At 59.0% G+C, this 24,650-nt stretch carries 20 protein-coding genes and 2 pseudogenes; 15 read left to right on the forward strand and 7 right to left on the reverse strand.

Features of this window, described 5'->3' with window-relative positions:
* Positions 1–71 precede the first annotated feature (71 nt).
* Entirely contained in the window at positions 72–977 is a 906-nt protein-coding gene (locus tag JQ611_RS36225; protein WP_212468154.1) for a LysR family transcriptional regulator, read from the forward strand.
* 604 nt (positions 978–1,581) lie between these two features.
* On the opposite strand, the gene JQ611_RS36230 is transcribed toward JQ611_RS36225, so the two are convergent.
* Entirely contained in the window at positions 1,582–1,983 is a 402-nt protein-coding gene (locus tag JQ611_RS36230; protein WP_212039184.1) for a PTS sugar transporter subunit IIA, read from the reverse strand.
* Between the two features lie 324 nt (positions 1,984–2,307).
* Between JQ611_RS36230 and JQ611_RS42175 the strand changes: the two genes are divergently transcribed.
* Complete coding sequence (locus JQ611_RS42175) at positions 2,308–2,943, forward strand: hypothetical protein (protein WP_249133729.1); 636 nt, start codon at positions 2,308–2,310, stop codon at positions 2,941–2,943.
* Positions 2,944–3,431: 488 nt separating this feature from the next.
* Positions 3,432–5,105 (forward strand): SulP family inorganic anion transporter, encoded by a 1,674-nt coding sequence (locus JQ611_RS36240; protein WP_212468155.1) that lies wholly within the window; start codon positions 3,432–3,434, stop codon positions 5,103–5,105.
* 473 nt (positions 5,106–5,578) lie between these two features.
* On the opposite strand, the gene JQ611_RS36245 is transcribed toward JQ611_RS36240, so the two are convergent.
* Positions 5,579–6,799: a vanadium-dependent haloperoxidase gene (locus tag JQ611_RS36245; protein WP_212468156.1), complete on the reverse strand. Its 1,221-nt coding sequence runs from the start codon at positions 6,797–6,799 to the stop codon at positions 5,579–5,581.
* A 372-nt stretch (positions 6,800–7,171) separates the two neighbouring features.
* Between JQ611_RS36245 and JQ611_RS36250 the strand changes: the two genes are divergently transcribed.
* Positions 7,172–7,894, forward strand: coding sequence for a hypothetical protein (locus JQ611_RS36250; RefSeq protein WP_212468157.1), 723 nt, complete (start codon positions 7,172–7,174; stop codon positions 7,892–7,894).
* 204 nt (positions 7,895–8,098) lie between these two features.
* Positions 8,099–8,577, forward strand: a pseudogene (locus tag JQ611_RS36255) (IS110 family transposase); the annotation flags it as partial.
* A 171-nt stretch (positions 8,578–8,748) separates the two neighbouring features.
* On the opposite strand, the gene JQ611_RS36265 reads toward JQ611_RS36255, so the two are convergent.
* From JQ611_RS36265 to JQ611_RS36275, 3 genes and pseudogenes are all read right to left on the reverse strand, one after another.
* Entirely contained in the window at positions 8,749–9,603 is an 855-nt protein-coding gene (locus tag JQ611_RS36265; protein WP_212039339.1) for a metal-dependent phosphohydrolase, read from the reverse strand.
* Positions 9,604–9,690: 87 nt separating this feature from the next.
* A pseudogene (locus JQ611_RS36270) lies at positions 9,691–10,939 on the reverse strand (ABC transporter substrate-binding protein).
* 32 nt (positions 10,940–10,971) lie between these two features.
* Entirely contained in the window at positions 10,972–12,870 is a 1,899-nt protein-coding gene (locus tag JQ611_RS36275; protein WP_212468158.1) for an adenylate/guanylate cyclase domain-containing protein, read from the reverse strand.
* Between the two features lie 718 nt (positions 12,871–13,588).
* Here JQ611_RS36275 and JQ611_RS36280 point away from each other — a divergent pair.
* The 7 genes from JQ611_RS36280 to JQ611_RS36310 all read left to right on the forward strand — a co-directional run bounded on the left by JQ611_RS36280 (position 13,589) and on the right by JQ611_RS36310 (position 19,007).
* Positions 13,589–14,380 carry a DUF2092 domain-containing protein gene (locus JQ611_RS36280; protein WP_212468159.1) on the forward strand — a complete coding sequence of 264 codons (792 nt, stop codon included), beginning with the start codon at positions 13,589–13,591 and terminating at the stop codon, positions 14,378–14,380.
* Complete coding sequence (locus JQ611_RS36285; RefSeq protein ID WP_249133731.1) at positions 14,377–14,679, forward strand: hypothetical protein; 303 nt, start codon at positions 14,377–14,379, stop codon at positions 14,677–14,679. The genes JQ611_RS36280 and JQ611_RS36285 overlap by 4 nt, the downstream gene beginning before the upstream one ends.
* A 190-nt stretch (positions 14,680–14,869) precedes the next feature.
* A complete protein-coding gene (locus JQ611_RS36290) occupies positions 14,870–15,226 on the forward strand; it encodes an HdeA/HdeB family chaperone (protein ID WP_212468160.1) in 357 nt (118 codons plus the stop codon).
* Positions 15,227–15,643: 417 nt separating this feature from the next.
* Complete coding sequence (locus JQ611_RS36295) at positions 15,644–16,078, forward strand: hypothetical protein (protein WP_212468161.1); 435 nt, start codon at positions 15,644–15,646, stop codon at positions 16,076–16,078.
* Positions 16,079–16,135: 57 nt separating this feature from the next.
* The gene (locus JQ611_RS36300; RefSeq protein WP_212468162.1) at positions 16,136–16,579 is read left to right on the forward strand and encodes a hypothetical protein; all 444 of its coding nucleotides are present in this window, start codon (positions 16,136–16,138) and stop codon (positions 16,577–16,579) included.
* Positions 16,572–17,804 (forward strand): HlyD family secretion protein, encoded by a 1,233-nt coding sequence (locus JQ611_RS36305; protein WP_212468163.1) that lies wholly within the window; start codon positions 16,572–16,574, stop codon positions 17,802–17,804. Before JQ611_RS36300 ends, JQ611_RS36305 begins: the two co-directional genes overlap by 8 nt.
* A gap of 168 nt (positions 17,805–17,972) precedes the next feature.
* Complete coding sequence (locus JQ611_RS36310; protein WP_212038874.1) at positions 17,973–19,007, forward strand: alpha/beta hydrolase; 1,035 nt, start codon at positions 17,973–17,975, stop codon at positions 19,005–19,007.
* A 729-nt stretch (positions 19,008–19,736) separates the two neighbouring features.
* Here the strand turns inward: JQ611_RS36310 and JQ611_RS36315 are convergent.
* Together JQ611_RS36315 and JQ611_RS36320 are read right to left on the reverse strand one after the other, a co-directional pair.
* Positions 19,737–20,732, reverse strand: coding sequence for a tripartite tricarboxylate transporter substrate binding protein (locus tag JQ611_RS36315; RefSeq protein ID WP_212468164.1), 996 nt, complete (start codon positions 20,730–20,732; stop codon positions 19,737–19,739).
* 437 nt (positions 20,733–21,169) lie between these two features.
* Positions 21,170–21,673: a heme-binding protein gene (locus JQ611_RS36320; RefSeq protein WP_212468165.1), complete on the reverse strand. Its 504-nt coding sequence runs from the start codon at positions 21,671–21,673 to the stop codon at positions 21,170–21,172.
* Positions 21,674–21,983: 310 nt separating this feature from the next.
* On the opposite strand from JQ611_RS36320, the gene JQ611_RS36325 reads away from it, so the two are divergent.
* From JQ611_RS36325 to JQ611_RS36335, 3 genes are all read left to right on the forward strand, one after another.
* Complete coding sequence (locus JQ611_RS36325) at positions 21,984–22,580, forward strand: hypothetical protein (RefSeq protein ID WP_212263513.1); 597 nt, start codon at positions 21,984–21,986, stop codon at positions 22,578–22,580.
* A 401-nt stretch (positions 22,581–22,981) separates the two neighbouring features.
* Positions 22,982–23,869 (forward strand): DUF1259 domain-containing protein, encoded by an 888-nt coding sequence (locus JQ611_RS36330; RefSeq protein WP_212263355.1) that lies wholly within the window; start codon positions 22,982–22,984, stop codon positions 23,867–23,869.
* A gap of 20 nt (positions 23,870–23,889) precedes the next feature.
* On the forward strand, positions 23,890–24,650 hold a 761-nt coding region (locus JQ611_RS36335), incomplete at its 3' end, for a YncE family protein (protein ID WP_409411323.1).

Genomic DNA, 24,650 nt, shown 5'->3' on the forward strand with positions numbered 1-24,650 from the left:
TTGTTAGTTCAGATATGATGAGGTTTGACTACAATTGATACCTGTTGGGTATGACAATGGAATTTAGAAGTTTGCGCTATTTTGCGGCGACTGCTGAAGCGGGTCACATTACACGGGCTGCCGAACGGCTAAATATGCAGCAGCCGCCACTCAGCCGACAAATCAAGGCGCTCGAGCGGGAATTAGGCGTGCAACTATTCCGGCGCAAGGCGCGCGGCGTTGAACTGACCGATGCTGGACATACGCTGCTTCAGGCCTCCCGCGACATCCTTCCAAGAGTCCAGCGCGCCATCGAGGCCACGCAACGCACCGCGCAAGGCGAACAGGGTCAGGTCCGTATCGGAGCGGCGCCGACCGCGCCGTTCAATTCTTTTGTACCGCGGGTCATCCGCGCGTTCCGGGAAGCCTTTCCCCGGGTAACGCTGACGATAGAGGAAAGCCTCAGCCACGACCTGTTCCAGCGACTGCGCGACGATCAAATCGACGTCGCCTTCTACCGTAGCGCGCCCGCTGACGGGGCGGGATTAAAGCTCGACTCGTTGTTGACGGAGCCTATGATCATGGCGGTGCCAATTGGCAATCCACTCGTCAAATCCGCCCGCCGTTCCAAACTGTCCCTCCGGGACTTTGCGGACGAGACCTTCATCGTCTATGGGCGCCGTTTAGGACCAGGGCTATACGACGCTACTGTCGCAGCCTGTCATGACGCGGGGTTCAGTCCTCGGCTTGGCCAAGAGGCGCCTCGGATCGTTTCGACATTAAATCTGGTCGCGGCAGGTCTTGGCGTTGCGATGGTGCCCGCTTCACTCCAACATATGAAGGTGGATGGTGTCCGCTATTGCCCGCTAAGTGGGCCAGTTCAGCCGAAAGCTCTTTTGGCCCTCGCATCGCGTCGCGGCGATCCCTCGGCATCCGTGCGGCAATTCCTGAAGCTGGTAGTGCGAATGGCGGCGGCTTCGTCTCGGCCGCGTTTCTAACGGTCCTTGCCCAACGATCCCAACGTCCGGATCGGGTCAAAAACGGTCCGGATGACTCCGAACCACGACTTCCGGTTCACCCTGAATAACGGACATCGTCGGACCACCTTGGTTAGCCCGTTCGTGCCAGAAGCGGAACAAGGTCTCAAACCGCCATGTTTGGGCCACTTCCTCATCGGCCGTCCCTGTGGTTCAAAGCGTTGATCTTTGGTTAGCGTTCGCTCCAAAGTGTCGGAGATTTCCCATGACTGACGGTCAGGTAAATCTCATCGTTCAGCACCTTGCGAGATTGCACTTGGCGCTCCGGGGCAGCGAAGCACATCCACCAAACGCCAAGGACATTGGATTCGATCCTGCCTCTCTAAGAACTGCATTGCTGACCGGGTTGCGTTCCGCGGGTGTCGCGATCCACCACGAGGCGGCCGGGGGAGCGAAGAGCCGTCGTGGTCCTAAACGCGAGCCCCACGCCAATTTCTCAGTTGGGTCGAAAGCGCCGTTTTGGCAGTCGGTCGGCCACTTCCGGGTTACCTTGAACAACGGACATCATTGGCCCGGCTGGTCGGGTTCGTCATTGGGGCGGGTTCATTTAGAGCGCCCCTCGTCCTCATTTCCCCGCAAGCACGCTGCTGGCGGTGGTGACGTATTTACGGCCGGCCTCCTGAGCCATGTCTACAGCCTCCAGCAGGGAGCGGCTCTCGCGCACTTTGGCCAATTTGACCAGCATGGGAAGGTTGATGCCCGCGAGCACTTCCACGTTTGGACGGCTCATGCAGGAAATCGCGAGGTTGGAGGGCGTGCCGCCGAACATGTCGGTGAGGATAGCGACACCATCCCCGCTGTCGACACGATTCACCGCTTCGATGATATCGCTTCGACACAAATCGGCGGCGTCTTCGGCCCCAATCGCGACGGCTTCAATTTGCTTTTGCGGACCCATAACATGCTCGAGCGCCGCCCTGAACTCGTCGGCAAGGCGTCCATGGGTCACAAGCACTAGACCAATCATCGGAACTCGGTCCTGAGCGAGTCGAACGGCGCCTCCGCGACCAGGACGATCGTTTTATTCGGGGTAGAGGGGCAAAAAGCGCCAGACAGAAGCGCCGCACGTAGCGGTATTGCGGCATGCGCTCAACTAACGTTGGCATGTGGTGCCGACGCTTCTAAATCGACGGTGGCCACCAGGTCTTGTGATGACGCGCCAAAAATTTGGGATCTCGCGCCAATGATAAAGCGCTGAAGCATTTATCGATGCATCAAACTGGCGCCTAAAGCGAGTAACAGGGCAGCATGATCTTAGTAAGCTTTGCTTCACAGGCCGACCGCAACTTGCATGCCGTTCATTGAGCAGGCACCCAAGCCGACCTCGAAAAGACCCGCTTTCGACCAGGCAGATGAGCATCGCCACCGGGCATATAATGTTGCCGCGCTTTGGGGCTCCCATTCGGTAAATGCCGATGCGTTGCGGCGCGGGCCGTCAGGCCTTGGCCGTTGCGCCGAAGCGAACCATATGTTGATAATGGTGTTTGCTGCGCCTTTGAATTTTGGAGAACAGGCTATGTCTAGAGTGTTCCGATTAGTTGGCGCAGTCATCATGCTGGGCTCAAGCGTCCTTTCCGTGGCGGAAGCGCGGGCAATCGAACTTACCGGCGCATGGGCGACCCACGCGGATCTATGCGGCCAGGTCTTCACAAAGCAGGATAATAGAGTCGTGTATGCAGAGTTTTCCGAGGTCTTCGGTTCAGGTCTCATCATCGATGGCGACCGGATCAGAGGAAGAACCGGGACCTGCACCATCAAATCAAGGAAGCAGGCGGGCAATAGCCTAGAGCTCTCCGCAGCTTGCGCGTCGAGCGTCATGACCCAAGATCTCCGTTTCAGCCTGAAAATTATCGACGACAACAACTTTTCCCGGTCATTTCCTGAGATTGCGGGGATGAGCCTGAACTACACGAGATGCGAGCTCTAAGCGAACGACTGTAGCCTACTCTGGAGAGCGAGTGCATTTCTGTTGATGGCACAAATCGGCGGTCAAAGGGTGGGCAAGCATGTCCGCTCTGCCCCGTATTAGAGTAGCCTTCGTGCGGCGCAAGGAAAGCGTTCCAAGGCGGACTTCGAGTAGGACCTGGCGGCAAACGATCTGTAGCGATCGACCCACAACGGACATCGGCAGACTGCCATGCTGGCAGTGGCGAAGCCGCTCCAGCCCCTGCCATGGGTCGAGATGCGCGACCAGGATGCAATGTCCAGAGCGCGGAGGATCATCATGGGCCACAGCAATTGCTGCTCGTAAGTCCACCTCAATGACGGAAGCGTAAGTCGATAATGAACCCCATCGCCGTGACCCGGCAGCTGCTTTGCGCTGCGCTCCATCCGGGCTACGCTCTTGCTTGTCAACGCGCCGCGCCAGCGCAACGGATGTCGAAGCGGACACCCCGCCGGAAAGTGACCAGGCCCATGACGCCCAACCTCGGACTTTCGTCCTCGACGCTCCGCGCCGACGCCATCGCCGGGCTCACGGCCGCTGCCGTGGTTCTGCCGAAGGCCATGGCTTATGCGACGGTTGCCGGGCTGTCCGTCAGCGTCGGGCTCTACACCGCGTTCGTTCCCTTGATCGTCTACGCGCTCATCGGGACGTCGCGCGTGCTGAGCGTCAGCTCGACGACGACGCTGGCGATCCTCACCGGTGCACAGCTCGGATTGGCGGTCCCCGACGGCGATCCCGTCAAGCTCACGGTCGCAGCCGCAACGCTGACCGCGCTGACCGGCGTGCTGCTGATCGGTGCCTCGGTCCTCCGGCTCGGATTTCTTGCGAACTTCATATCGACGCCCGTGCTCACCGGCTTCAAGGCTGGCATCGGGCTGGTCATCGTGCTCGACCAGGTGCCGAAGCTGATCGGCATTCACGTTACCAAGCGGGGCTTCTTCCATGACATCGCCAGCCTGGCGCAGCACGTGCCGGAGGCGTCGCTGATCACGGTCGCGGTTGCCGTCGCAGCGCTGGTCGCCCTGCTGGTGGCCGAACGGCTGAAGCCGCATTCGTCCGCCCCGCTGTTCGTGGTGGCGGCCGGGATTGCAGCTTCGTGGTTCTTCAGCCTGCCTGCGTCGGAGGTCGCAACCGTCGGCACCATTCCGCAAGCGCTGCCCGCTTTGACGCTGCCGAGCTTCGCCCTGGTGGGACAGCTGCTGCCCGGGGCGCTTGGCATCGCCCTGATGAGCTTTACCGAAACGATCGCCGCCGGCCGGGCTTTTGCAGCGCCGGCCGACCCCCCGATCACCGCCAACCGGGAGCTGGTGGCGACCGGCGCCGCGAACCTGGGTGGCGCCTTGTTCGGCGCGATGCCGGCCGGCGGCGGCACCTCGCAATCCGCCGTGGTTCGCGCGGTCGGCGGGCGAACGCAGACCGCCTCGCTGATCACCGCCGCAGCGGCAGCCGCGACCATGCTGGTGTTTGCGCCGTTTCTCGGGCAGCTGCCGCAGGCGGTGCTGGCAGCCGTTGTCATCGTGTACTCGGTAGGCCTGATCAGTCCCGCCGAGTTCATCGCGATTCGCAAGATCCGGACGCTAGAATTCACCTGGGCGATCGCCGCGTTTGCCGGCGTCCTTATCTTCGGGACGCTGCAGGGCATCATGGTGGCGATCGTGCTGTCGCTGATCGGACTGTCCAGCCAGGTGGTCAATTCGAAAGTCTATGTGATCGGCCGCAAGCGGGGGGCCGACGTGCTGCGGCCGCTTTCGCCGGAAAATCCCGACGACGAAACCTTCGAGGGGCTGCTGATCCTGCGACCCGAGGGCCGGCTGTTCTTTGCCAATGCACAGCAGGTGGGCGACCAGATCCGCGCACTCATTGCCGAGCAACGCCCCAGCGTGGTGGCGCTGGACCTGAGCCGCGTTCCCGACATCGAATACTCGGCCTTACAAATGCTGGTGGACGGGGAGCGACGCTTCACCGCGGACGGGGTCACGGTCTGGCTGGCGGCGGCGAACCCCAACGTGCTGGCGTGCATCCGCGCCTCGCCGCTGGCGAAGCTGGGCCGGGAGCGGCTGCTGTTCAACGCCCGCGAGGTCATCACGAAGTATCAAGATCAGGTTGCGGCTAAAGACACGCCGCAAGGCCTTGAGCGAGGTTAGTCAGTCGCCCGGATGGAGCGGAGCGCAATCCGGGGATTGTGGCGCAAGTGAGCCTATGTCAGCCGCTTTCTAAATGGAGCAACACCTGGTGAGCTTCCAGTGATCCAGCCGACCAAATTTGGGTTGATCGTCACCTGAACATGGCCAAAGCGACCTCGTCGCCAAATCTCAGGAGCGATTCCTCAATTTCACACCCTGTGGGCGCGCCGCAAGCGCGATCAATTGCTCCTGTTGAACTTGGAATCGAATATAGAGCTGTAATTTGCTGCGGTGCGAATGGTCGCTAATGGCACTTTTGAGACATGCCGATGGCCTCTGACGAAGTCCGCTGTTGAGGGAGGGCAAAGCCGACTTCCCGGTTGCCCGCCCGACCTTCTCAGTTTGACCCGCAGCGGACGTCCGATGGTTGATAGCGGTCTGACTCTCAGCCCTACAAGGTCAGGAATTTCTCAAATTTCAAATTTTTTGGGGCCTCATTGCGAGGGCTTGAGCGAGTGTTCCACCATGTAGTCGGCAATCTTCTTGCCCATGTCCACGCCGACGTCGAGCGAGTTGCGGAAATGGATCCCGCCCCAAACCCGCACATTGCACTGCTCGTCCGCCAATTCTTTGATGCTGGCAAACTGACGCTTCTTTGTTGGATCGACGAGGTCGGTGGCCGTCACCGATACGCCATGCGGGGACGGAACAACCAATTCCAGCACTCGTGCCGACACTCCGGCGACGATCGCCGCCTGTGATGGGTATTCCGGGTGCATCGGCGTTGCATTCGACGGCGTCCAGCCGGCGTCGCGCTCGGTGGCATCGTTGCCATCCATATCGCCGTTGCGTATCGCCGTGACCGGACGCCAGAAGTTGTAGGTAAACTTCGCATCCCAGTCGTTAATGAAGGTGTTCGCCATCGCCATGTTGAGCAAGGCGAAGAGCCGGGCATTCTCCGCGAGTCCCAATCCCTTGGCCGCCGAGATCTGTCGCGCCGCTTCCTGCCAGGCGGGGCTGATATTCGCCTGCGTCCAAAACTTCACGATGTCGGACTGCTCCGCTGTCCGCGCCGTATTTCGGATGCCACCTAGACTCTTCGTCTCGTTGTAATCGCGCGCATAAATCGCGCTTGTCAATTGTGGGGGCGGGCCTGGGCGGAATTGGTCGGCGCTCTTAAGCACCCAAGGCTTCGCTTGGGCATATTGGGCCATTATTGGCGGCGTGGTAGGTATCCATACTCCCGGCGTGGCAACGGGCCGGTAAGTGTCGGGGGCACTGGTGCCGTCAGCCGCGCGATCGGCCTGGACGAGCGCAGCCACCTTTTCGCCAAGCGCTATGCCCGAGGTCTTCCCTGCACCATCCGGGATCGCCTTGGTCGAGGTGGTGTAAGCCTCCTCAATCAAGGCTTTCTGACCGGGATAAAGTTGGAGCAGGAGTTGCCGGGCCGCCGACGCGGCTGCGGCTTCGGCCGATGCATCGCGCGCCAAATCCCCTGTGGCAATATAGCGGGCATATCGGCCCTGCACCGAGTTGACGGCATCGGACATCGCAACATGGACCATCGCCATGCCGCGGGTCCACGGATTGCCGGCAATATTCTCAGCCTTGAGGACCCCGATCGCTGTCTGATTCCAGTCTGTGACGGTGTCGGCATTCGCCGTGCATGTCGCGAAAGAGATCAGAATGCCGATTGCTGCGGCTGTGTGTTTCATGTCGCTCCCCGTCCGCTGTAACTCCAGTGCTCAGTTGGATGGTGAGTTGGAGCTTACCCGAGTTTGCGAGCGAGCGGGAGAAAAAGCAAAGGAGTGACCTATGTCTACTTTTATCACGAAGCGGAAGAGCCGAGCCGATCTGGCGATGTCCGCTTCCGGGGGAGGGCCGGAAGTCATGGTCAGACCGGCAAAACGACGCGAATGCCCCAAAGCGGACGAAGCCAGTTTTCCCAACCATCATTGAGGTAGGTCAACGCCCGAACCGTTTACCTCTTCTCGGGGGAGCGTTAGTCAAAAACGTTGCATTTCTGACGAGCCGCTGCCGTGTCTCCTTTCCTAGGATGGCTCGGCGCAATCACTGGGAGGTAACATATGAATCAGCCCGCTGTTGCCGCTGCCTCCACGCCGACAACGCTCCTGCGGCGGGCCGTCACCTGGTGGCTCACACAGGTAAGGCATGCGCTTCCGCCAACAATCTTCTTCTTCGTCGGCTTCAACCTGATCCTATGGACCAAACGTCTGATCCTGCAGGAGCACGGCATCGAGTACAGCGGCTTCTTCACCGCGCTAGTAGCGGCGTTACTGGTCGGAAAAGCCGTTTTGGTAACCGACAACCTACCCTTCATGCGCCGCTTCGACGGCGCGCCAATGATCCAGCCCATCTTGTTCAAGAGCGCCATATACTGGCTGTGCGTTTTGACTGTGCGGCTGGCCGAGGAACTCGTCCATTTCGTCGCCGCAGGCGGCGCTATCGCCGATTTCGGAGACCACTTCGCTGGTCAATTTCCGTTGGCGCGTTTTTTGTCAATTCAGATATGGTTGATGGTCCTGTTCCTTGCCTACGTCACGATACACGAACTTAACCAGCTCTTCGGAGACGGTGAGCTGTATCGCCTGTTCTTCCGCTGGCGCTCGTCCGAGGCCAAACTCACCCGCCGTCGGCGCATTCGCCTGCTCACACATCTCAACCGACTCACCGAAGCTAACCCAATCGAGGCGTTCAGTGACCGGACATCGCCTGTGCACACCGAGCTCGTCGCCATTCTCCACCAACTGGCTTCGCCGCCACGTCGGCCGAGCCTGACTGCGACATGACGCTGCGGAGCGGACCCGGCTTCTCCTAATGGCACCTTTGAGACATGCTCGCCTATCCTGAGAATGTCCGTTCACTTTAGACCGGAAGTCGCCGTGGTCCGGCCAAACCGACGCGAATGATGTGGTGGACGACGCCCGCTCCCGGCATCGGATGTGCCAAAGGGGTGATCGTTGAACAACGAATCACCTGAGGGGGTCGTCCACATGCATGTTAGCACCATCGGCGTTGATCTCGCCAAGAACGTATTCCAAGTTCACGGCGTGGATATTGCGGGCAAGGTCGTTATCACCCGGCAGTTGCGGCGCAAGCAGGTCTTGGACTTCTTTAGTAAGCTTCCCGCTTGCCTGTTGGTATGGAGGCCTGCGGAACCGGTCATCATTGGGCACGTGAAATCTCCAAGCTCGGTCACACCGTTCGTCTAATGCCGCCGAGCTATGTGAAGGGTTATGTCAAACGGTCGAAAAGCGATGCTGCCGACGCAGCTGCGATCTGTGAAGCCGTGACACGCCCATCGATGCGGTTCGTGCCAATCAAGTCGGCCGATCAGCAAGCCTTGCTGATGTTACATCGAACACGGGATCTTTTAGTCCGTCAGCGCACGCAGCTGGTCAATGCGCTCCGAGCCCACCTTGCCGAGTTCGGCCTCGTTGCGGCGACAGGGCGCGAAGGTCTCGCGCAGCTTGCCCACCGGCCCTTTTGAGCGCGCAATTTTTGTTCGCAAGGCTGCATAGCCTGCTGGAGTTGTTTCCATGCGGCTATAACCTTCACAGGGTTGAGCTCTCAGGAAAGTACCGAGAAGCCGCCCGATCGCTCGATCTGGCGAGGGCCTGAGAGATCTCTTACGCTCGACTTTTTATCGCTGCGGCCCAGACAGGTTCACCTCGCGTTCAGCCCGAAAAACGTTGCTGTGGAGGTTCGCGATCCATTGGCGCCCCCTGGAAGTCGCATTGAGGTAGCGGATCGCAAGCTGTATTTGCGGCGCGACATTGGTCAAGTAGAACTGGGGGAATTTATAAACGATGTCGGCGGGGGTTGCGTAGCCTAGCTTGTTGTTCAGGCCGATCTCCTCGAATTCGTAAAAGAGAGCATTGGACTTCCGCATGTAATTTGGGTCGCCTAGCTGGCCGATCAAGTCGGCTGCCCGCAATAGTAGCCCTTCCTCTTCGTTAAGATCGTCGGTGTCGGCCTTCTGTGTCGTCTCATAGGGAAAGCGGGTGTAGTCGATCGCCTTGGCAATTCTCGACGCGTCAACTCCCTCCACCGCATCGAACCGTTCAATCACAAAAAGCTTTGAGCGATCGACGTGGTATGGCGCGAGCGCGGCGTCTGAAGATCCAACGGGCAACTGAATTTTGCGGCCGCTGACGTCCGCAACATACGCGTCGTCCTCGTCGCCCTGGACGATGCCGCGGACGTAACCGATGTCATGGGTCAAGCAGGCTAAGATGAAATTTGTGTAGTCGTCTGCCGTGGTGGCTCGTGCCAACGTGCGACCAATCAAGATGTCGTGGCCCACCAGGGTCACGAGCATCGTATGTTCGATGTTGTGGTACAATGCGTCACTGTTGCCAATGCACTCCAATGCCAGCTTGGCTGCAAAGGGCAGGAGCTCTGTCAATCCAGCCTGCGAAGCTACGAATCGACCTCTAGTCTCCTGCGCCAGGAATGAACCCAGTGCTTCCGCGGTGAGTTGAGGAATTGTGATCATCTTGGCTCCTCATGCTGTGGTTACGATCGACAAGGCAGTTTGCAGCGAACATATCTCGCTTGCGCCGTGCCGATCGAAGCAATCCTATCACCAATCCTTGTATGTCGGCTCGATGCACCCGCCGCAAACCCAGGGAAATGTCCAATCGGCGATGCGTCTGGCGCTCTCGGGAAGATATCTGCTCCAGACCGAAGCCTTGATCGGACTGATTGACCGCCAGACTACGTCATAGCTTCCGGAAGCTTCGAGCTTGCCGATCATGACTGGCTTGGAGAGATGATGATTGGTGTTCATCACAACCTCGAAACCGCTTGGTGCCCTTACGCGCTGGCCGTACATGGCTTGTCGGACCGCATTGACGTCGGCGGTGCCGGCCTGGCTGACGGCCTGCGCCCACATCCGAAAGCCGATAAAGGTCGCCTCCATCGCATCATTTGTGGTCTTATCCCGCTGTCCGTTGAAATCCGCCCACATTTTGATGAACGCGTCATTTTCTGCCGACTTGACGGACTGGAAGTAGTTTCGCACTGCCATGTGGCCTGCGAGCTTGCCGAGGTCCACGCTGCGCAGCTCACGTTCGCTGACGGAGAGCGCCATGACCGGTATTTTGCTGGCGTCGATCTGTTGCTTGATCAGTTCAGCGTACAAATGCGTGTTTGATTCACCGGTAACGGTCGAGATCACCGCGGTCTTCTTTCCAGCCGCGGCAAAGGCCTTCACGCTTTCAACTATCTCGCGCCAGTCGGACTGATGCGGCGACGCATAGATCGACGTAATGTCCTCCGGGGCCACACCCTCGACCGCGAGATAGGCGCTCAAGATCTGATTGGTCTTGCGCGGATAAAGATAGTCGGTCCCGAGCAGAAACCATCGGCGAACGTTGCCGCCCTCCTTGCTCATGAGATAACGGAATGGACTGCTGGCTCGGCGCGGCACCCAAGTAGAAAATGGAGCGGGAGCTTTCTTCGCCTTCGTACTGAACGGGGTAGTAAAGCAGGCCGTTGTGTTGCTCGAAAACGGGGAGAACCGCCTTCCGGGAAAGCGAGGTCCAGCAACCGAATACCGCGGCGACCTTTTCCTTGACCAGCAGATCGCTGGCCTTCGCAGCAAACGCGCCCCAATCGGACGCGGGGTCAATGACGACCGGCTCCAGTTTCTTTCCAAGCAGCCCACCTTTCCCGTTCTGGTCCGCAATCAGCATGAGCACCGTGTCCTTAAGGACGGCTTCGCTGATCGCCATCGTACCGGTCAAGGAGTGCAAGATGCCGACCTTGATCGTGTCCTCGGCGGCGTGAGCGGTCGAAGCGACGAAGCTCACCCAGGCCGTGAACATCATCGACAGTATGACGCTAAAGGTCGGCTTCCGTTTCATAATGAAGCTCCGACCAGTTCAAAAATGCGGGTTTCTTTTGTCATGCCCTTGGCCACGACGGCATCCAGTGCTCTAAATACGAAGAGACCCTGAACTCGCCGGTATACATCTTCGCTGACCAGGATCGTTGTCCCGGTTTGCTTGTTCAGGCCCTCGAGACGGGCCGCCAAATTAACGGTGTTGCCGAGTGCCGTGTAATTCATGCGCTCGGTCGATCCGACATTGCCGACCACGGCTTCACCGACATGAATGCCGAATCTTGTAATGAACGGCTCCATGCCGTCAGCCTCGAATTCGGCGTTAAGTCGCTCACCGGCAGCCTTGGCCGCGAGCACCGCCCGGCAGGCGCGCGCAACGTGGTCAGGTTGCGGGTGTGGCGCATTCCAGAACACCATCACGGCGTCGCCAATAAACTTGTCGACGGTTCCGCCCTCGGCGAGAAACGCCTCCGTCATCGCGGAAAAGTACCGCGACGTCTGCCGCATCAGCACGTCAGGATCGGCCGACTCCGCAATGGTGGTAAAACCCTGGACGTCGGTAAATACCAGCGTGATGTCTTGCTTTGCACCGCCGAGCCTGGTCGAGATGGAATTATCAATCAAGCCGCGAACGATCTCCTTGGGGACAAAGTGCGCGAACGACCAGATCGCCCGCTGCGCCAGATTCATGGTGTTGCCGAGCGCGTGGATTTCCCTGATGTAGGACGTCACCGGCACCAGCTCGGGTTCGGACAAGGTCTGCAATTGTCGCGCCTGCGCTGTAATGTGTTGGATAGACCGGGACATCCGGCTGCCAAACATCCATACGACCGGAAGGAAGCCCGCGCCAACGAGGATCGCGAGAATGAGCCCGTTGAACTGGAGCCTGCGGACGTTCTGAACGAAGTCATCCTGGGCCGCCAGCATCAATATGCTGCCATTGTAACGTTCGCCCAGCGCGAACTTAGTCACTTTGAACAGGAAGCTTTTCCCCGTTCCGTCCTCAATATTTCCTTCGTGGTTGTCCTTGTTGTATGCACCGCGAATCACCGTGGCCAGGATTCCCGTATTAATTTCGTCGATGCTGGGCAACGACGATCGAGCCGGGTGCGTCATTGCGCTCGAAACCATATCTGAATATTCGGGGTGGGCGATGATCGATCCCGCCTGATCGAAGATCATCACCGTGCCATGTTGTCCCGGTCGCTGGGCCTGGACGAATTCGCTGAACGTATCGAGCTTGAGATCGGCCGCGATCACGCCCGGCACCTTGCCGCGCAGCGGCGCGCTGACGGTAATGACCGGCGCGCCGATACTGAAGGAAAGGTAGGGTTCTGAAACATTCGGCCGGTCTGCCTGCATCGTCGCCCAGTACCAGGAACGCTTGCGGGCGTCATAACCGTATTTCCACAGATCGATTTCATCGATCTCGTCGCCTTGCTTATCCTGGAAGATCCGCCGCAGCGGCAACTCACCTCCCGCGGTGGGGCGAATGAGGTTGATCGCAATGTCCGCATTTGCAGGCGCGCGCAAGCGCTCGCGCTGCTCTTCGGTAAGGTTGCTGATGCGCCGCACCTGCAGCCATGCGCCGTTCTCGAAGCCAGCATAGATGCTGTCCATCTGCGGCAATTCCTGCAGCGCTGCCTTGAACAGCGGAATGGCGCGGCCGGTCTCGCTTCGTTCATCTGAGTCGGCCACGCTTGAGCTGGTGGCCAGCACATGGACCAAGGACGAGATGGTAGAGAGTTCGCCTTGCAGGCGCCCCAGGACTTTGGTGCTGGTTGCGTCCATGTAGGCCGACGCGGCTTCATGGGTGGCAAAGCGCAGGGACCGAAGCTGAATAGCGATCAGCAACGCGGTCAACGCGACGATAAACGCCATCACCGCAAACGTGATGGAAGTCCGGAATGTAAGCATCTGCGTTCCGTCTAATGGCGCAGGATAGCTGCAATCCGTCCAAATAATCTTCCTGGGCAGCACCGCTTTAGCGTCACCGCAGTTTGCTCCGCTACGAGAGAGTTTGGTGGTTGTCTATGCAAAATCGGACAGCAACACCTCGCCTGGGTATATACCCGCAAAACTACGGGTTTTTGTTTCGCAGCAATCGGTTGAACCCGCCGGCAAAGCCGACTTTCCGGTTGAGCATCGGGATTCGGTGCCTCAACCATCGACCTCTCGTCCCTTGAGCGGGGCCCCAGCATCTCTTCCCGAGGCTGGGGCCGTTTCGTTTTTTTTGACAAGTAGAAAAAACCAGCCGGTTGTATTCATAATGTGGGAGCGGAGCCGCTCGTTTCCGAATTGCCTCGTCAACTTTCATTATATGCAGTTTGTGCCATCCCGATTTGTGCTGAATCGCCGGCTGGTTCTGTTGTTATTAAAGCTACTGGCCTTTTGACCTTGGGGGCGCGTTGTTCGAGAAGCGCAAGGGCTCGTTTGAAGGTCTGATTAGTATAGTCCGCTTTCAGCCTTAGGCTCAGGTAGTCCTCAGAACTTGCATCGTGCCAGGATCACGGCCGCGATCTTGTGGGTTTCCTAAAACGATCTCGAGCTGCGACATTACTGGCGCAATCGTAAGGCCCCCGCTACTGTCATAGAAGGCCACCGATGTTGACATTTTGAACGGGAGAAAATTGCGATGATGAAGCAAGTGATACCACGGCACGGAATTTTGATCGGGGCCGCGCTCATGGTGAGTGTTTCCATAATGCCCGCTGCCCGTGCCCAGAACGGCGAAGCCGAGAAGCTTCTAAAGGGAATGGCGGACTATGTTTCCGGCCAGAAAACTCTCACCGTAACTTACGACTCCGATATCGAGGTGATTACGTCAAAGTTACAGAAAATCCAGTTCACCAGCTCCGGACAGGTGCAATTGAGCCGTCCGGACAAGCTTCGTGCCACCCGAACGGGTGGTTACCGCGACGTCGAGATTGTGTTTGACGGCAAAATGCTGACCGTCAACAACAAGGACGGCAAGGACTACGCCCAGATCGAAGCCCCCGGCACTGCAGAGGAATTGATTGATGTACTGCGAGATAAGCATGGAGTGGTAGCGCCTGGTGCCGATTTGCTGCTTTCCAACGTCTTCAATGTCTTGATGACCGACGTGGTTGAGGCCGCCGTCATTGGCAAGGGCGTCATCGACGGCGTCGAATGCGACCACCTCGCATTCCGTAACGTGGAAACAGACTGGCAGATCTGGATCGAATCCGGCGCGAAGCCGATCCCGCGCAAGTACGTGATTACCAGCAAGGGCATCGGCGAAGCGCCGCAATACACCCTGCGGATCAAGGACTGGAAGACCGATGTGGCGGCCGACGCCTTCGCGTTCAAGGCGGATCCTTCCTTCAAGAAGATCGCGCTCGGCGATCTCTCCGATATCGACGAAGTCCCGCAGGGCACCACCACCAAGACAGGAGACAAGCGATGACCCGAACAACCTTATTCCGTCTGTGGTTCGCGACCGCTCTCGGCGTCGGCGCCCTTTTCTGGGGAGGTCAACTGCCCCACAATGGACAGTCATCGCTGGTGTCGTCAGCCGAAGCCAGGATCGGCCGTCCGCTGACGCCGATGAGTTACGCCGGCGTTGCCCGGCGAACCACGCGCCGGGCCATAGTCGGCGGAGCCGTAGTAGGTGGCGCCGTCGCGGCCGGAGCCTACTATGGAGCTGCGGGAGCATGCTCGCAGGTCGCGGACGCCTACGGGCGGATCGTCACGGTCTGCCAGTAAGTCGTTTCTTAACGACGAGAAGAGCCGCAGCGCTTCGGAGCGCTGCGGCTTCCTAACCAGCATTCGGCTCAGCGTTTCCGATTTTGTTGTCAGCGCTGCTGATCGCGGGTTCATGGTCGCAAGCAGTGAACCCGCCAGTGATCGGGCCGCTGAAAATTGATGTGTAAAAATGCTAGAAAGAAACATTGAAATGATCGCAAAGAAACTGTTTTTGGGTTGCGCAGGCATCGTTTTTGCGGGCCAGGCCTTTGCTCAGGTCGAACTCAAGACATACGCCGACCGCGACGGCTATCTCGACGTTCAGAAGCTGACCTGCGCTCAACTGGCGAATACGTTTCAGGAAGACGCGGATTACTTGGCTGCCTGGTATAGCGGTTGGTACAACGGCCTTGGCAAGAAGCACATGATGCAGGTCTCGCGCGCCAAAGCTCTGCAACACGAAGTCATCGTCCATTGCAAGGCCAATCCGGGCAAGAAGGTCATCGAGGCGATCGACGTCGTCTTCAAAGACTATAGAACCGACCAGGGCATCAAGATGAACAAGTGATCGGGACTCCGGTCGGGCAAGTTGCGAGGCAGGGGAGCAGATGATGCATGTTGAATGGTCTAGAGACAGAAACGGGCGATACCCTGATCGCCAATGACGTTCTTCGGCGGAGGACATCGACAAGACCTGAATGATCTGCTTGAAGTTGCTCGGTCCTTGCGCGTTGATGGATATCGTCGGATTGGAGACCATGTACCACGTCGCTGCAGCGACGTGAGGGGGGATGCGCAACTGAAGAAGAACGCAGAATACAGGCACACTTCCTCGACAAGAAAAACCTGTGCGTAAAACCCGGAGAAGGCTTTTACAAGTATCCGAAGCCGGCCTTTGCGGAGCCGGACTTTCTACGTTGAGTGTATTACAGCATCGAATGCCGAATAGTCGGCGTCTCATCGCGTCTCTTCAAAGGAAAAAGTCATGAAAAAATTGGGCATAATCGTCGCTCTGGTTGCCTTACTGGCAGGCTTAGCTAGTTTTAGTACGCCCTCACGGGCCGAGACCGGTCAAGTTGCCGTCGTGTTCACGAAAGGTGGCTTCATTGTCGGAGCTGGCGGCGGTGAGGGCGTGCTGACCTTCCGAGGCAAGCGCTATCCGTTCACCGTATCGGGCATGAGCATCGGCTTCACGATCGGAGCCTCGACAACCAAGCTGGTCGGACGGGCCGTCAATCTGAATAGCCCGGCTGCGTTTGAAGGCAGTTACAGCGCGATCGGAGCCGGCGGTGCGGTTGCGGCCGGGGCTGCAGGCGTTCAATTGCAGAATGCCAATGGCGTGATACTGCAGCTCAGCGGCCCGAAGGTCGGCGCTGAAGTGTCGGCTGCAGTGGGCGGGGTAACGGTCCGATTTAAATAGTCGCGGGCCGCATGGTGTGATGACCGATGTTGATTTTAATTCGGATGGAGTAACTACGTGAACGAGCCACCGCACCCGGCTGCGCCCCATCACCTTCCAGGTTTCATCACCGCGCCGGGTGACACCGACGTTTTGATGATCGTTATGGGCATCCTCCTGATCGGCGCCGTTCTCGGGGTCGGCAATCTCTACCTGCACTTGCACACCTTGCCGGAGCGGATGGCGCATCGAACTCACAAGCTGCAATTCGAGATTGTTGCTGTGCTCGGTCTACTGGCACTTTTTACGCACAACCATTTGTTCTGGGTGATCGGCCTGTTCCTCGCGATGATCGACTTGCCGGACTTCATCACGCCGCTACGCAGGATTGCCGGATCGGTCGAAAAGCTGGCCGGCGTTCCGGCTGGACCGGACCCAACCGAGCCGCCGGCAGAAGCTGCAGCCCACGCGGCCGGCACGAGAAGCCCCGCCGCCAAGAGTGAGGCACAGGTTCATGCTTGAGATCATCCTTTGTTCGCTCGTGACAATCTTGCCGGACTATCTCTATCGCCGCTATCGGCAAGGAAAGCGCTTCGGCCACGAAATCACGCTCTATTCGGTCTGGTTCGAGCTGAGATTTGGCATCATCGGCTGCCTGATGCTCACCGTCGCGCTGATCACGATGATCTTCTACTATCATCCGTCGACCACTTCGGCGACGTTGTACTACCGTACCGTCCCGCTCATGTCCGAAGTAGCCGGCCGGGTGGCGGAGGTTAACATCGATGTCAGCGCATCCGTCAAACAAGGCGAGGTGATTTTCAGGCTGGACAGCGCCAAACAGGAGGCGGCGCTGTTGACGGCTAAGCGCAAGATCGCCGAAGTCGATGCCGCCATGCTGTCGGCGCAGGCCGATGTTCTCAAGGCCGAAGGGCAGATCCTGCAGGCGCAGGGCGATTATCAGCAAGCGACCGATGAGCTGAACACCAAGCGGGACCTCCAGCAACGCAATCCCGGTATCGTCCCGCAGCGTGACATCGAAAAACTCACGGTGCTGCAGGCGGGCCGGCAGGGTTCGCTCGATGCCGCCAACGCTTCAAAGCAATCCGCGGCGGTCCGCGTCACGGCCCTCCTGCCCGCCGAGAAAGCCAGCGCAGAGGCAGCGCTGGCCGAAGCGCAGGTCGATCTGGACAAGACCTTCATTCGTGCAGGGTTCGACGGGCGGGTCGAGCAGTTTGGGCTGAGGCCGGGCGATATCGTCAATCCAATGATACGGACGGCCGGCGTCCTGATTCCGGACGGTGCGGGTCGGCGTGCCCTCTCGGCGGGGTTTGGGCAGATCGAGGCTCAGGTCATGAAGGTCGGAATGGTGGCCGAAGCTACCTGCATTTCCAAGCCGTGGACGATCATTCCGATGGTGGTGACCAATGTGCAGGACTACATCGCAGCCGGCCAGTTCAGGGGCGGCGAACAACTGATCGAGGCGCAGAGCACCGTGCGTCCTGGCACCATTCTCGTTTTCATGGAGCCGATCTACAAGGGCGGGCTGGAGGGCGTGACGCCCGGCAGCAGCTGTATCGCCAACGCCTACACCAGCAATCACGAATTGATTTCGTCCGGGAAACTGGGTTCATTCAAGAAATTCGCGCTGCACGTCGTTGACGCCACTGGCCTCGTGCACGCAATTCTATTGCGGATCCAGGCCGTGCTGCTGCCGATCAAGACGCTGGTGCTAAGCGGACACTAACCACATGGTCACCGCGCGCCGTTGGCCCAAGAGCAATAGTATTAGTGCGCATTGGGTGGGGAGACAGTTGCTATGTCGATGTGGAGTAGCGGTCGCACGGTAGGCAGGTCAGTCGCCGTTCTACTTTCCTTCCTTTTGGTCGGTTGCGCAACCAGACTTGGGCCAGAAGTGCTGACGCCCGTGGTGGCCTCCGGTGGTGGGAAGACCCTGCAAATTTATGTGGCGACTACGCGTGATCGCGAGGTTTCGTCAGGAAACGTCTTCACTGCGAACCGCTCCAATGTGCTCAACTTTGCAAAGTTTGCCGTCTCGGTGCCCCCTAACCACAAGCCCGGCAATATCGAAATGCCGACCGCAACTCCCGATCCAGGGAGCAGCTTTGCTGTAGTGGATCAGGCTGCACTGAGCGAAACCGATTTTCGTAAAGCCGTGGCTCCGCAAGGCAATACTCGGCGGAAAAAGCACAAAGCCTTTGTTTTCGTGCACGGATTCAACAATACCTTCCAAGAGTCGCTGTTCCGGATCGCGCAATTGCAAGCGGACATCAACATCGACGGAATTCCGATCCTGTTCGCGTGGCCATCGCAAGGTCGGGTCGGTGCTTATGAAATGGACAAGCAATCGGCAAACTATTCTCGTGATCATCTGATGGCTTTGCTAACGATGCTAAGCAGCAGTTCCGAGGTCAGCGACATTATGGTGGTAGCCCACAGCATGGGTGCCATGTTGACCGTCGAGGCTCTGCGCCAACTTCGTTTCGAAGGCAAAGACCGAGTGATTGCCCGGCTAGGCCGTGTTGTGCTGGCGGCGCCCGACATCAATGCGAAGACGTTCCGTGCTCAGGCACAAGCCATCGGTCCGCTCAAGCCACCATTGCTGGTTCTGGTTTCCAAGGATGATAGCGCGCTTCGAGTGTCCAGTTTTCTTGATGGTGGTATTGCGCGTGCGGGCGATATCGATGTTGACGATCCGGTTGTGCGAGAGGCTGCCCTGAAGGAAAGGGTTCAAGTTGTCGACATTTCGAGGCTCGCAAAACACGACGATCTGGGACATGACCGGTTCGTGAGTGTTGCCGTACTCTATTCACGATCGCACGACCAAGCCTCGCGTTATCGCAACACTTCTGGCACATTCATCTTTACAGACGACGAAGGGACATTCTTGCGGCCGATCGACATCGGAAATCAGGTCGCTGCGCAATGACCGACCTCCTGAGCCGTCATTAGAAGCCGTGAGCTACTTTCATCGGAACCTAACCTATGCAGGGTTGGGGTTGATGCACGTAGTTCAGCTTATTCTGCCATTTTGAGCTCTCGAATCGTCTCTCGGGGAGCCGTCAGGGGAGTAAGAGGATTGCCAGACCCAAACGGGTTGGCCTAGACAACGCCATAGCGACATCTCCTTGGTCAAACCTTGGTTGTCGCCGCTCGCAAGCCCTTCACGCGGACCAAGATATTGATTGGCGCCGCTATATTATTTTTGCCGGATATAGGATGCTGTTATCAGGCCGTTACAATGACGCGTTTCGGACGACCGCTTTGCGCCAGGAGCGGTCATTCGCCTCGCGTCCGCCTATGCCCTGAGCAGACCGACGTGGACATCGCAAACGCTCGAAGTCACTGGCCCGATCTTCACTGGGCCGGGGCAGTCCACCCATACGCAATCGCAGATTGGGTTCTCGCGATGATCGGAAACAACACTCCCTGGACGGGAGAGGACGAGCGCCCGTTGCTCGAACTACACGCGGGCCGATCCCATATTTCGCTTGCGGCAGCCCTCAAACGCACAAGGTCGGCGATGCCGAGGTGATCCGCTAAGCGAATATTTCGGCCAAATGATTTGCTCGGCCGTGGACGCTGGCGAGACGCTGTCAAAAATTGAGCGAATCGAGTGACGGTCGCCGCGCCAAAGCCGGACGGGCGAAAGTCGCGCCTACATCGGCTCCAGCCCCAGCCCCGCGATCAGCTCGGCCCAGATCGGCGCTTCCGTCCGGTAAAGCGTCTGGCTGGCTTCCAGTGTCATCGGGGCTTCGTCGATCGCCTGGTTCTTGAGCATCTCTCGGATCGCATCGGTCTTGCCGGCGGCGACGAACAGGTCCGACAGCTTTTGCACGATTTCGGCTGGCGTTGCGGCGGGGACGGCGCAGGCCTGGAACGTGGTGAGGCCAAAGGCGCGCGAGGTTGCGCCCTGCTCGTGGAAGGTCGCGACATCAGGCAACACGCTGATGCGGCGGCGGGACACCGCGATCGCGCGTCCCCTGCCGGTTTGCAGCACGCCGAGCGCGGCGGTGTAGCTCCCGATCCCGCCGTCGAGCGTCTGCCCCGCGAGATCGGTCCACATCGGCGCTTCGCCGCGATAGTGCACGGCCTCCATCTTGAGGCCGTACTGCTTGTTGAGTTCCGCGATCGCGATATGCGCGTAGGATCCGGCCGCATAGGTGCCGATGTTCACTTTTTCGGTCTTGCGCGCGTAGGCAATGAATTCCTCAAGATTTTTCGCGCCACACTTTTCGCTGACGATCAACGGAAGACTGCCGGTCGGCATGATGCTGACGACGACGAAATCCTTGCCTACGTCATAGCGGATGTCCTTCATCGTCACCGGGTTGGTCATGTACGTCGTCGTGTTGTTGATCATCGCGGTGTAGCCGTCGGGCGCGGACCGCTTGAGTTCCACCGCGGAGACGGCGCCGCCGCCGCCGACCTTGTTTTCGACCACCACGGTCTGTCCAACCTGCCGCGAAATGTAGTCACCATAGGTGCGTGCGAAGAGATCGGTCTGGCCGCCGGCCGCGAAGCCGACGAGCATCTTGATCGGTTTGGCCGGCCATGCCGTGTTCGCAAACCCCGGGCCCGCGGAAGCCACGGCCGCCGTCGCCGCGCCGGCCGCCATGAGCTGGCGGCGTGTGAAAACGAACGGTGCTGGCATTTTCCTCTCCACTTTTTTGTGAGCGCGTTATTGGGGCTGCAGCGTCACGGCGCAAGCGAATGTGGGGGATGCCGGTCACAGAATGAGCGCGCGTGCTTCGATACACTCCGCTCAAATGGAGGGGGTGGTCCCTTTGGCAAGGAGAGCGCAACATGACGACCGACGCAAACGAACTGTCCTTGAACGAACTCAACCACGTTTGGGCGGCAAATCTCATTCGGATTCCTTGGCCTGCCAGCGATTTACGAAGCGTCCCCCGGCCAGCTGGAGCTCACACCCAAAGACCGCTTAGCGCCATGAGCGGCCAGTCGCAAATCGAATAATAACGATGTCTGCTTTTCACTCAGAAGCGGCCAACGCCCGCCAGATTAGCGATGTCCGAAAAGTGCCATGAAGAGACATGCCGTGAGCCGTTGCTCAAACGATAAGCGCCCAACTTAGAAATCGAGCTTCCCTTGTATCGATTCTACCCCTGCCCTGGCGCAGGCTTCGTCGGCATCGCCTCCGGGCGCTCCCGAGACGCCAATCGCGCCAACCAGCGAACCGCCCGCCTCGACGACGAGTCCGCCGCCAATGACAACCACGCCCGGAAGATTGCGAATTCCCGCCTGCATCATGCCGGGCTGACTGATGGCGAACAGATTACTGGTGCTGGTGCGGAAGGTTGCCGCGGTCCACGCCTTGCCCGATGCAGTCGCAGGGGTATGAGCCCCGGCATAGCGGTCGCGCAGTATCACCTGTGTTACGCCGAAGCGGTCGACAACGGCTATCGCGACCTGGTAGCCGCGCTGCTGACAATTCGCGAGGGCGGATTGGGCTAGTTCGAGAGCGATTCCGGGGGCCAGGGATTTGTAGGTAACGAGCGAATCCTGCGCGAGGCACGGCGTCGAAGCCAGAAGAGCGAAACCTGCCAGCAGATGTACGTAACCGTTGCTGTCCATAACCGAGCCTGTTCAGCGGGCCTTAGCCGCCGCTTGATGTTGCATTTGTCGCCCTGCTGAATTATGACGTGCCCAGGGGAAGTACAGTCTCCCCTTGAGGCTTCGGTCCAAGAACTGTGCACACTCGACTTGTCGAGGCAATATGCACATGGACGAACGAATGCCACCATTTCCTCCAAACGAACGCAATCTGCAGCCCGCTTCTGGCCAGATATCAGCCGCCGTCGATTTGGCGTGCGCTGGGCTTTCTGCGGCGAGATTCAGGGGAGCCGTCATTGCGGCCACGCTTTTCCTCACGGGAGTGAACGATATGTCAAACCACGCGATGAGTTTCGAAAGCACCCAAACCGGTGTCGCGCCTGAGGGCTGGACGGCTACCCTCACAGGATCCGGCGACTCGAAATGGACGGTCGAAAGCGATGAAACGGCGCCGTCAAAGTCGAAGGTGCTCAAGCAATCCGGCCAAGCGACCTATCCGCTGCTCCTGAAGAACGACACCAGCATCAAGGACGGCTTTGTCGAGGTGAAGTTCAAGGCCATCGCCGGCTCCCAGGACCGCGCCGCCGGCATCGTCTGGCGGGCGAAAGATGCGAACAATTACTACGTGATGCGAGCCAACGCGCTTGAGGACAATGTCGTTCTCTACAAGACCGTCAACGGCGTTCGAAGCCCGCTCGACATAGTCGGCCGCAAGGGTGGTTACGGAGCGGACGTCAAGGTTCCGGCGAATACCTGGCACAGCTTACGTATTGACTTTAGAGGCTCGCGCTTCGGCGTGTCTTTCAAAGGCAAACAATTGTTCGAAGTCGAGGATTCCACGTTCACCGATGCCGGCAAGGTAGGGCTGTGGACCAAGGCCGACAGCGTCACGCTGTTTGACGAGGTAACCTACGGCGACGCCAAATAGTTTGAAGGAACAGGGCACACAGCCTCGTGATACATGACTGAGCTGCGTCTCATTCCTTCCTGTTGCGTACGCATCGCTCCGACTAAAAATAGCTTCGGGGAAATGCAGACTCCCCTTCAGACGGTTCCCGTCCAAGATCTGCGCAACGCTCGATTTGTCGAGAGAATTGCGCATGGACGACCGAAAACTCCCAATTTCTCTAACTTCTCTTTGTGGACAGACCGACGCCGACCCGGCGCCGATCGATTCCGTCCGCGAGGGCTCGCGTTTATTTCTGCAGTGCGGAGGAAATCAGCGAAGGCTTCGCCGTTGCGTTACGCGCGATGGGATTCGAAACTGAAATTCTCCTGTCAGATATTATTCCGCAGTCCGACATCCCCTCAAATCCGAAGGAGAGATAGATGGGTCCCAAACTTTGGCTCGTGGCTTCGATCTTCGCAGCCTCCCTCACGAACGCGGCGACCGCCCAGGAAATCGACTGGAAGAAGGTCGATGACACGTTCGGGAGAAAGCCCGCGGTTTCGGGTGACGTGCACCGCTACGGCTTTCCCCGCACCGATCTGACCGTGACCCTTGACGGCGTCACCATCAAACCGGCTCTGGCGCTCGGCGGCTGGATCGCGTTCAAGCCAATGCATGGGGAGGCCATGGTGATGGGCGACCTCGTGCTGCTGGAGGCCGAAATCAACCCGGTCATGCTCAAGATGATTGAAGGTGGGCTTGAGATCACCGCCGTCCACAATCACCTGCTGCGCGCCAGCCCGGCCACGTTCTACATGCATGTCGGAGGCCACGGCGATCCCGCAAAGATGGCTAGCGTCATTCGCGATGCTCTGACGGCGAGCAAGACCCCGCTCGCGACGCCTGCCGCAGCGCCTCCACCAGCGGTCGAACTCGATACGGCACAGCTAGATCAGATCATAGGTGTCAAGGGACAGGCGAATGGCGGCGTCTATCAGTTCGCCGTGTCGCGCCGTGATCCGGTGACGGAAAACGGCATGCCGTTGAGTCCAGTCGGGCCGATGGGCGTGGCGATTGCCATCGGATTTCAACCCACCGGCAGCGACAAGGCAGCCATCACCGGCGATTTCGTTCTCTCCGGTGACGAGGTGAATCCGGTGATCAGGGCATTGCGATCGAACGGCATCGACGTAACCGCCGTCCACAGCCATATGCTGGACGAACAGCCGCGGCTGTTCTTCCTTCATTTCTGGGCCAATGACGACGCGTTGAAACTTGCCCGCGGACTTCGCGCTGCACTAGACAAGACCGCCAGTACGAAGGGCTAGCAGGATTGAGGCTTGTCGACATGCCGCTGAAAACAATCGGAACCATCGCCATACCAGAAGCCGCGGGCAGCGAGTTTGACCACGCCGCCTTCGATGCGAAGAGCCGACGTGTCTTCATTGCACACACCGCGCGCAGTTGCATCGAGGTGATCGACCACGACGCCGGCAGGCATATCGCGACTCTGCCGGGATTTCCGGGCGTAGCCGGCGCTGTCGCTGATGACGGACAGATTCTGGCAACCAACCGCGGCGGCGCCAGCGTCGCCTTGCTCGATGCTGTCACGCTGGAAACCCGCGCCACCTTCAAGTCCGACGCGCGACCAAACGGCGCTGTGATCGTGGCCCGGTCCGACCTTGGGATCGCCGCCTGCATCGGCGACGACAAGGAAGCGCCGACGCTGCACGCTTACGGATTGAGTGACCACAAACAGGTATCGATCGAGCTACCGGGAAGGCCGCGCTGGTGCGTCACTGATGCCGCCTCCGAGCGGCTGTTCCTCTGCATCCGCGAGCCTTCCATGGTGCTGGTGGCCCGCCTGCCCGACCTTGGCGCGGTGACGCATTGGAAAATCCCGTCATCGGGCGCTCACGGTCTCGACATCGATCATTTCCGACAACGGCTTTATGTTGCTTGTGACGATTCAACCTTGGTCGAGATAAGCAGCACCTCGGGCGAAGCCACCAATGTCTGGCCGATCGGAGGCCCGCCCGATGTCACGTTTTTCAACCCGGCGACCGGTCTGGTTCACGTCGCCATCGGAGAACCCGGGCTTGTCGACTC

Origin of the sequence: Bradyrhizobium sp. AUGA SZCCT0182 (assembly GCF_018130185.1) — a bacterium.
Lineage (GTDB): Bacteria > Pseudomonadota > Alphaproteobacteria > Rhizobiales > Xanthobacteraceae > Bradyrhizobium.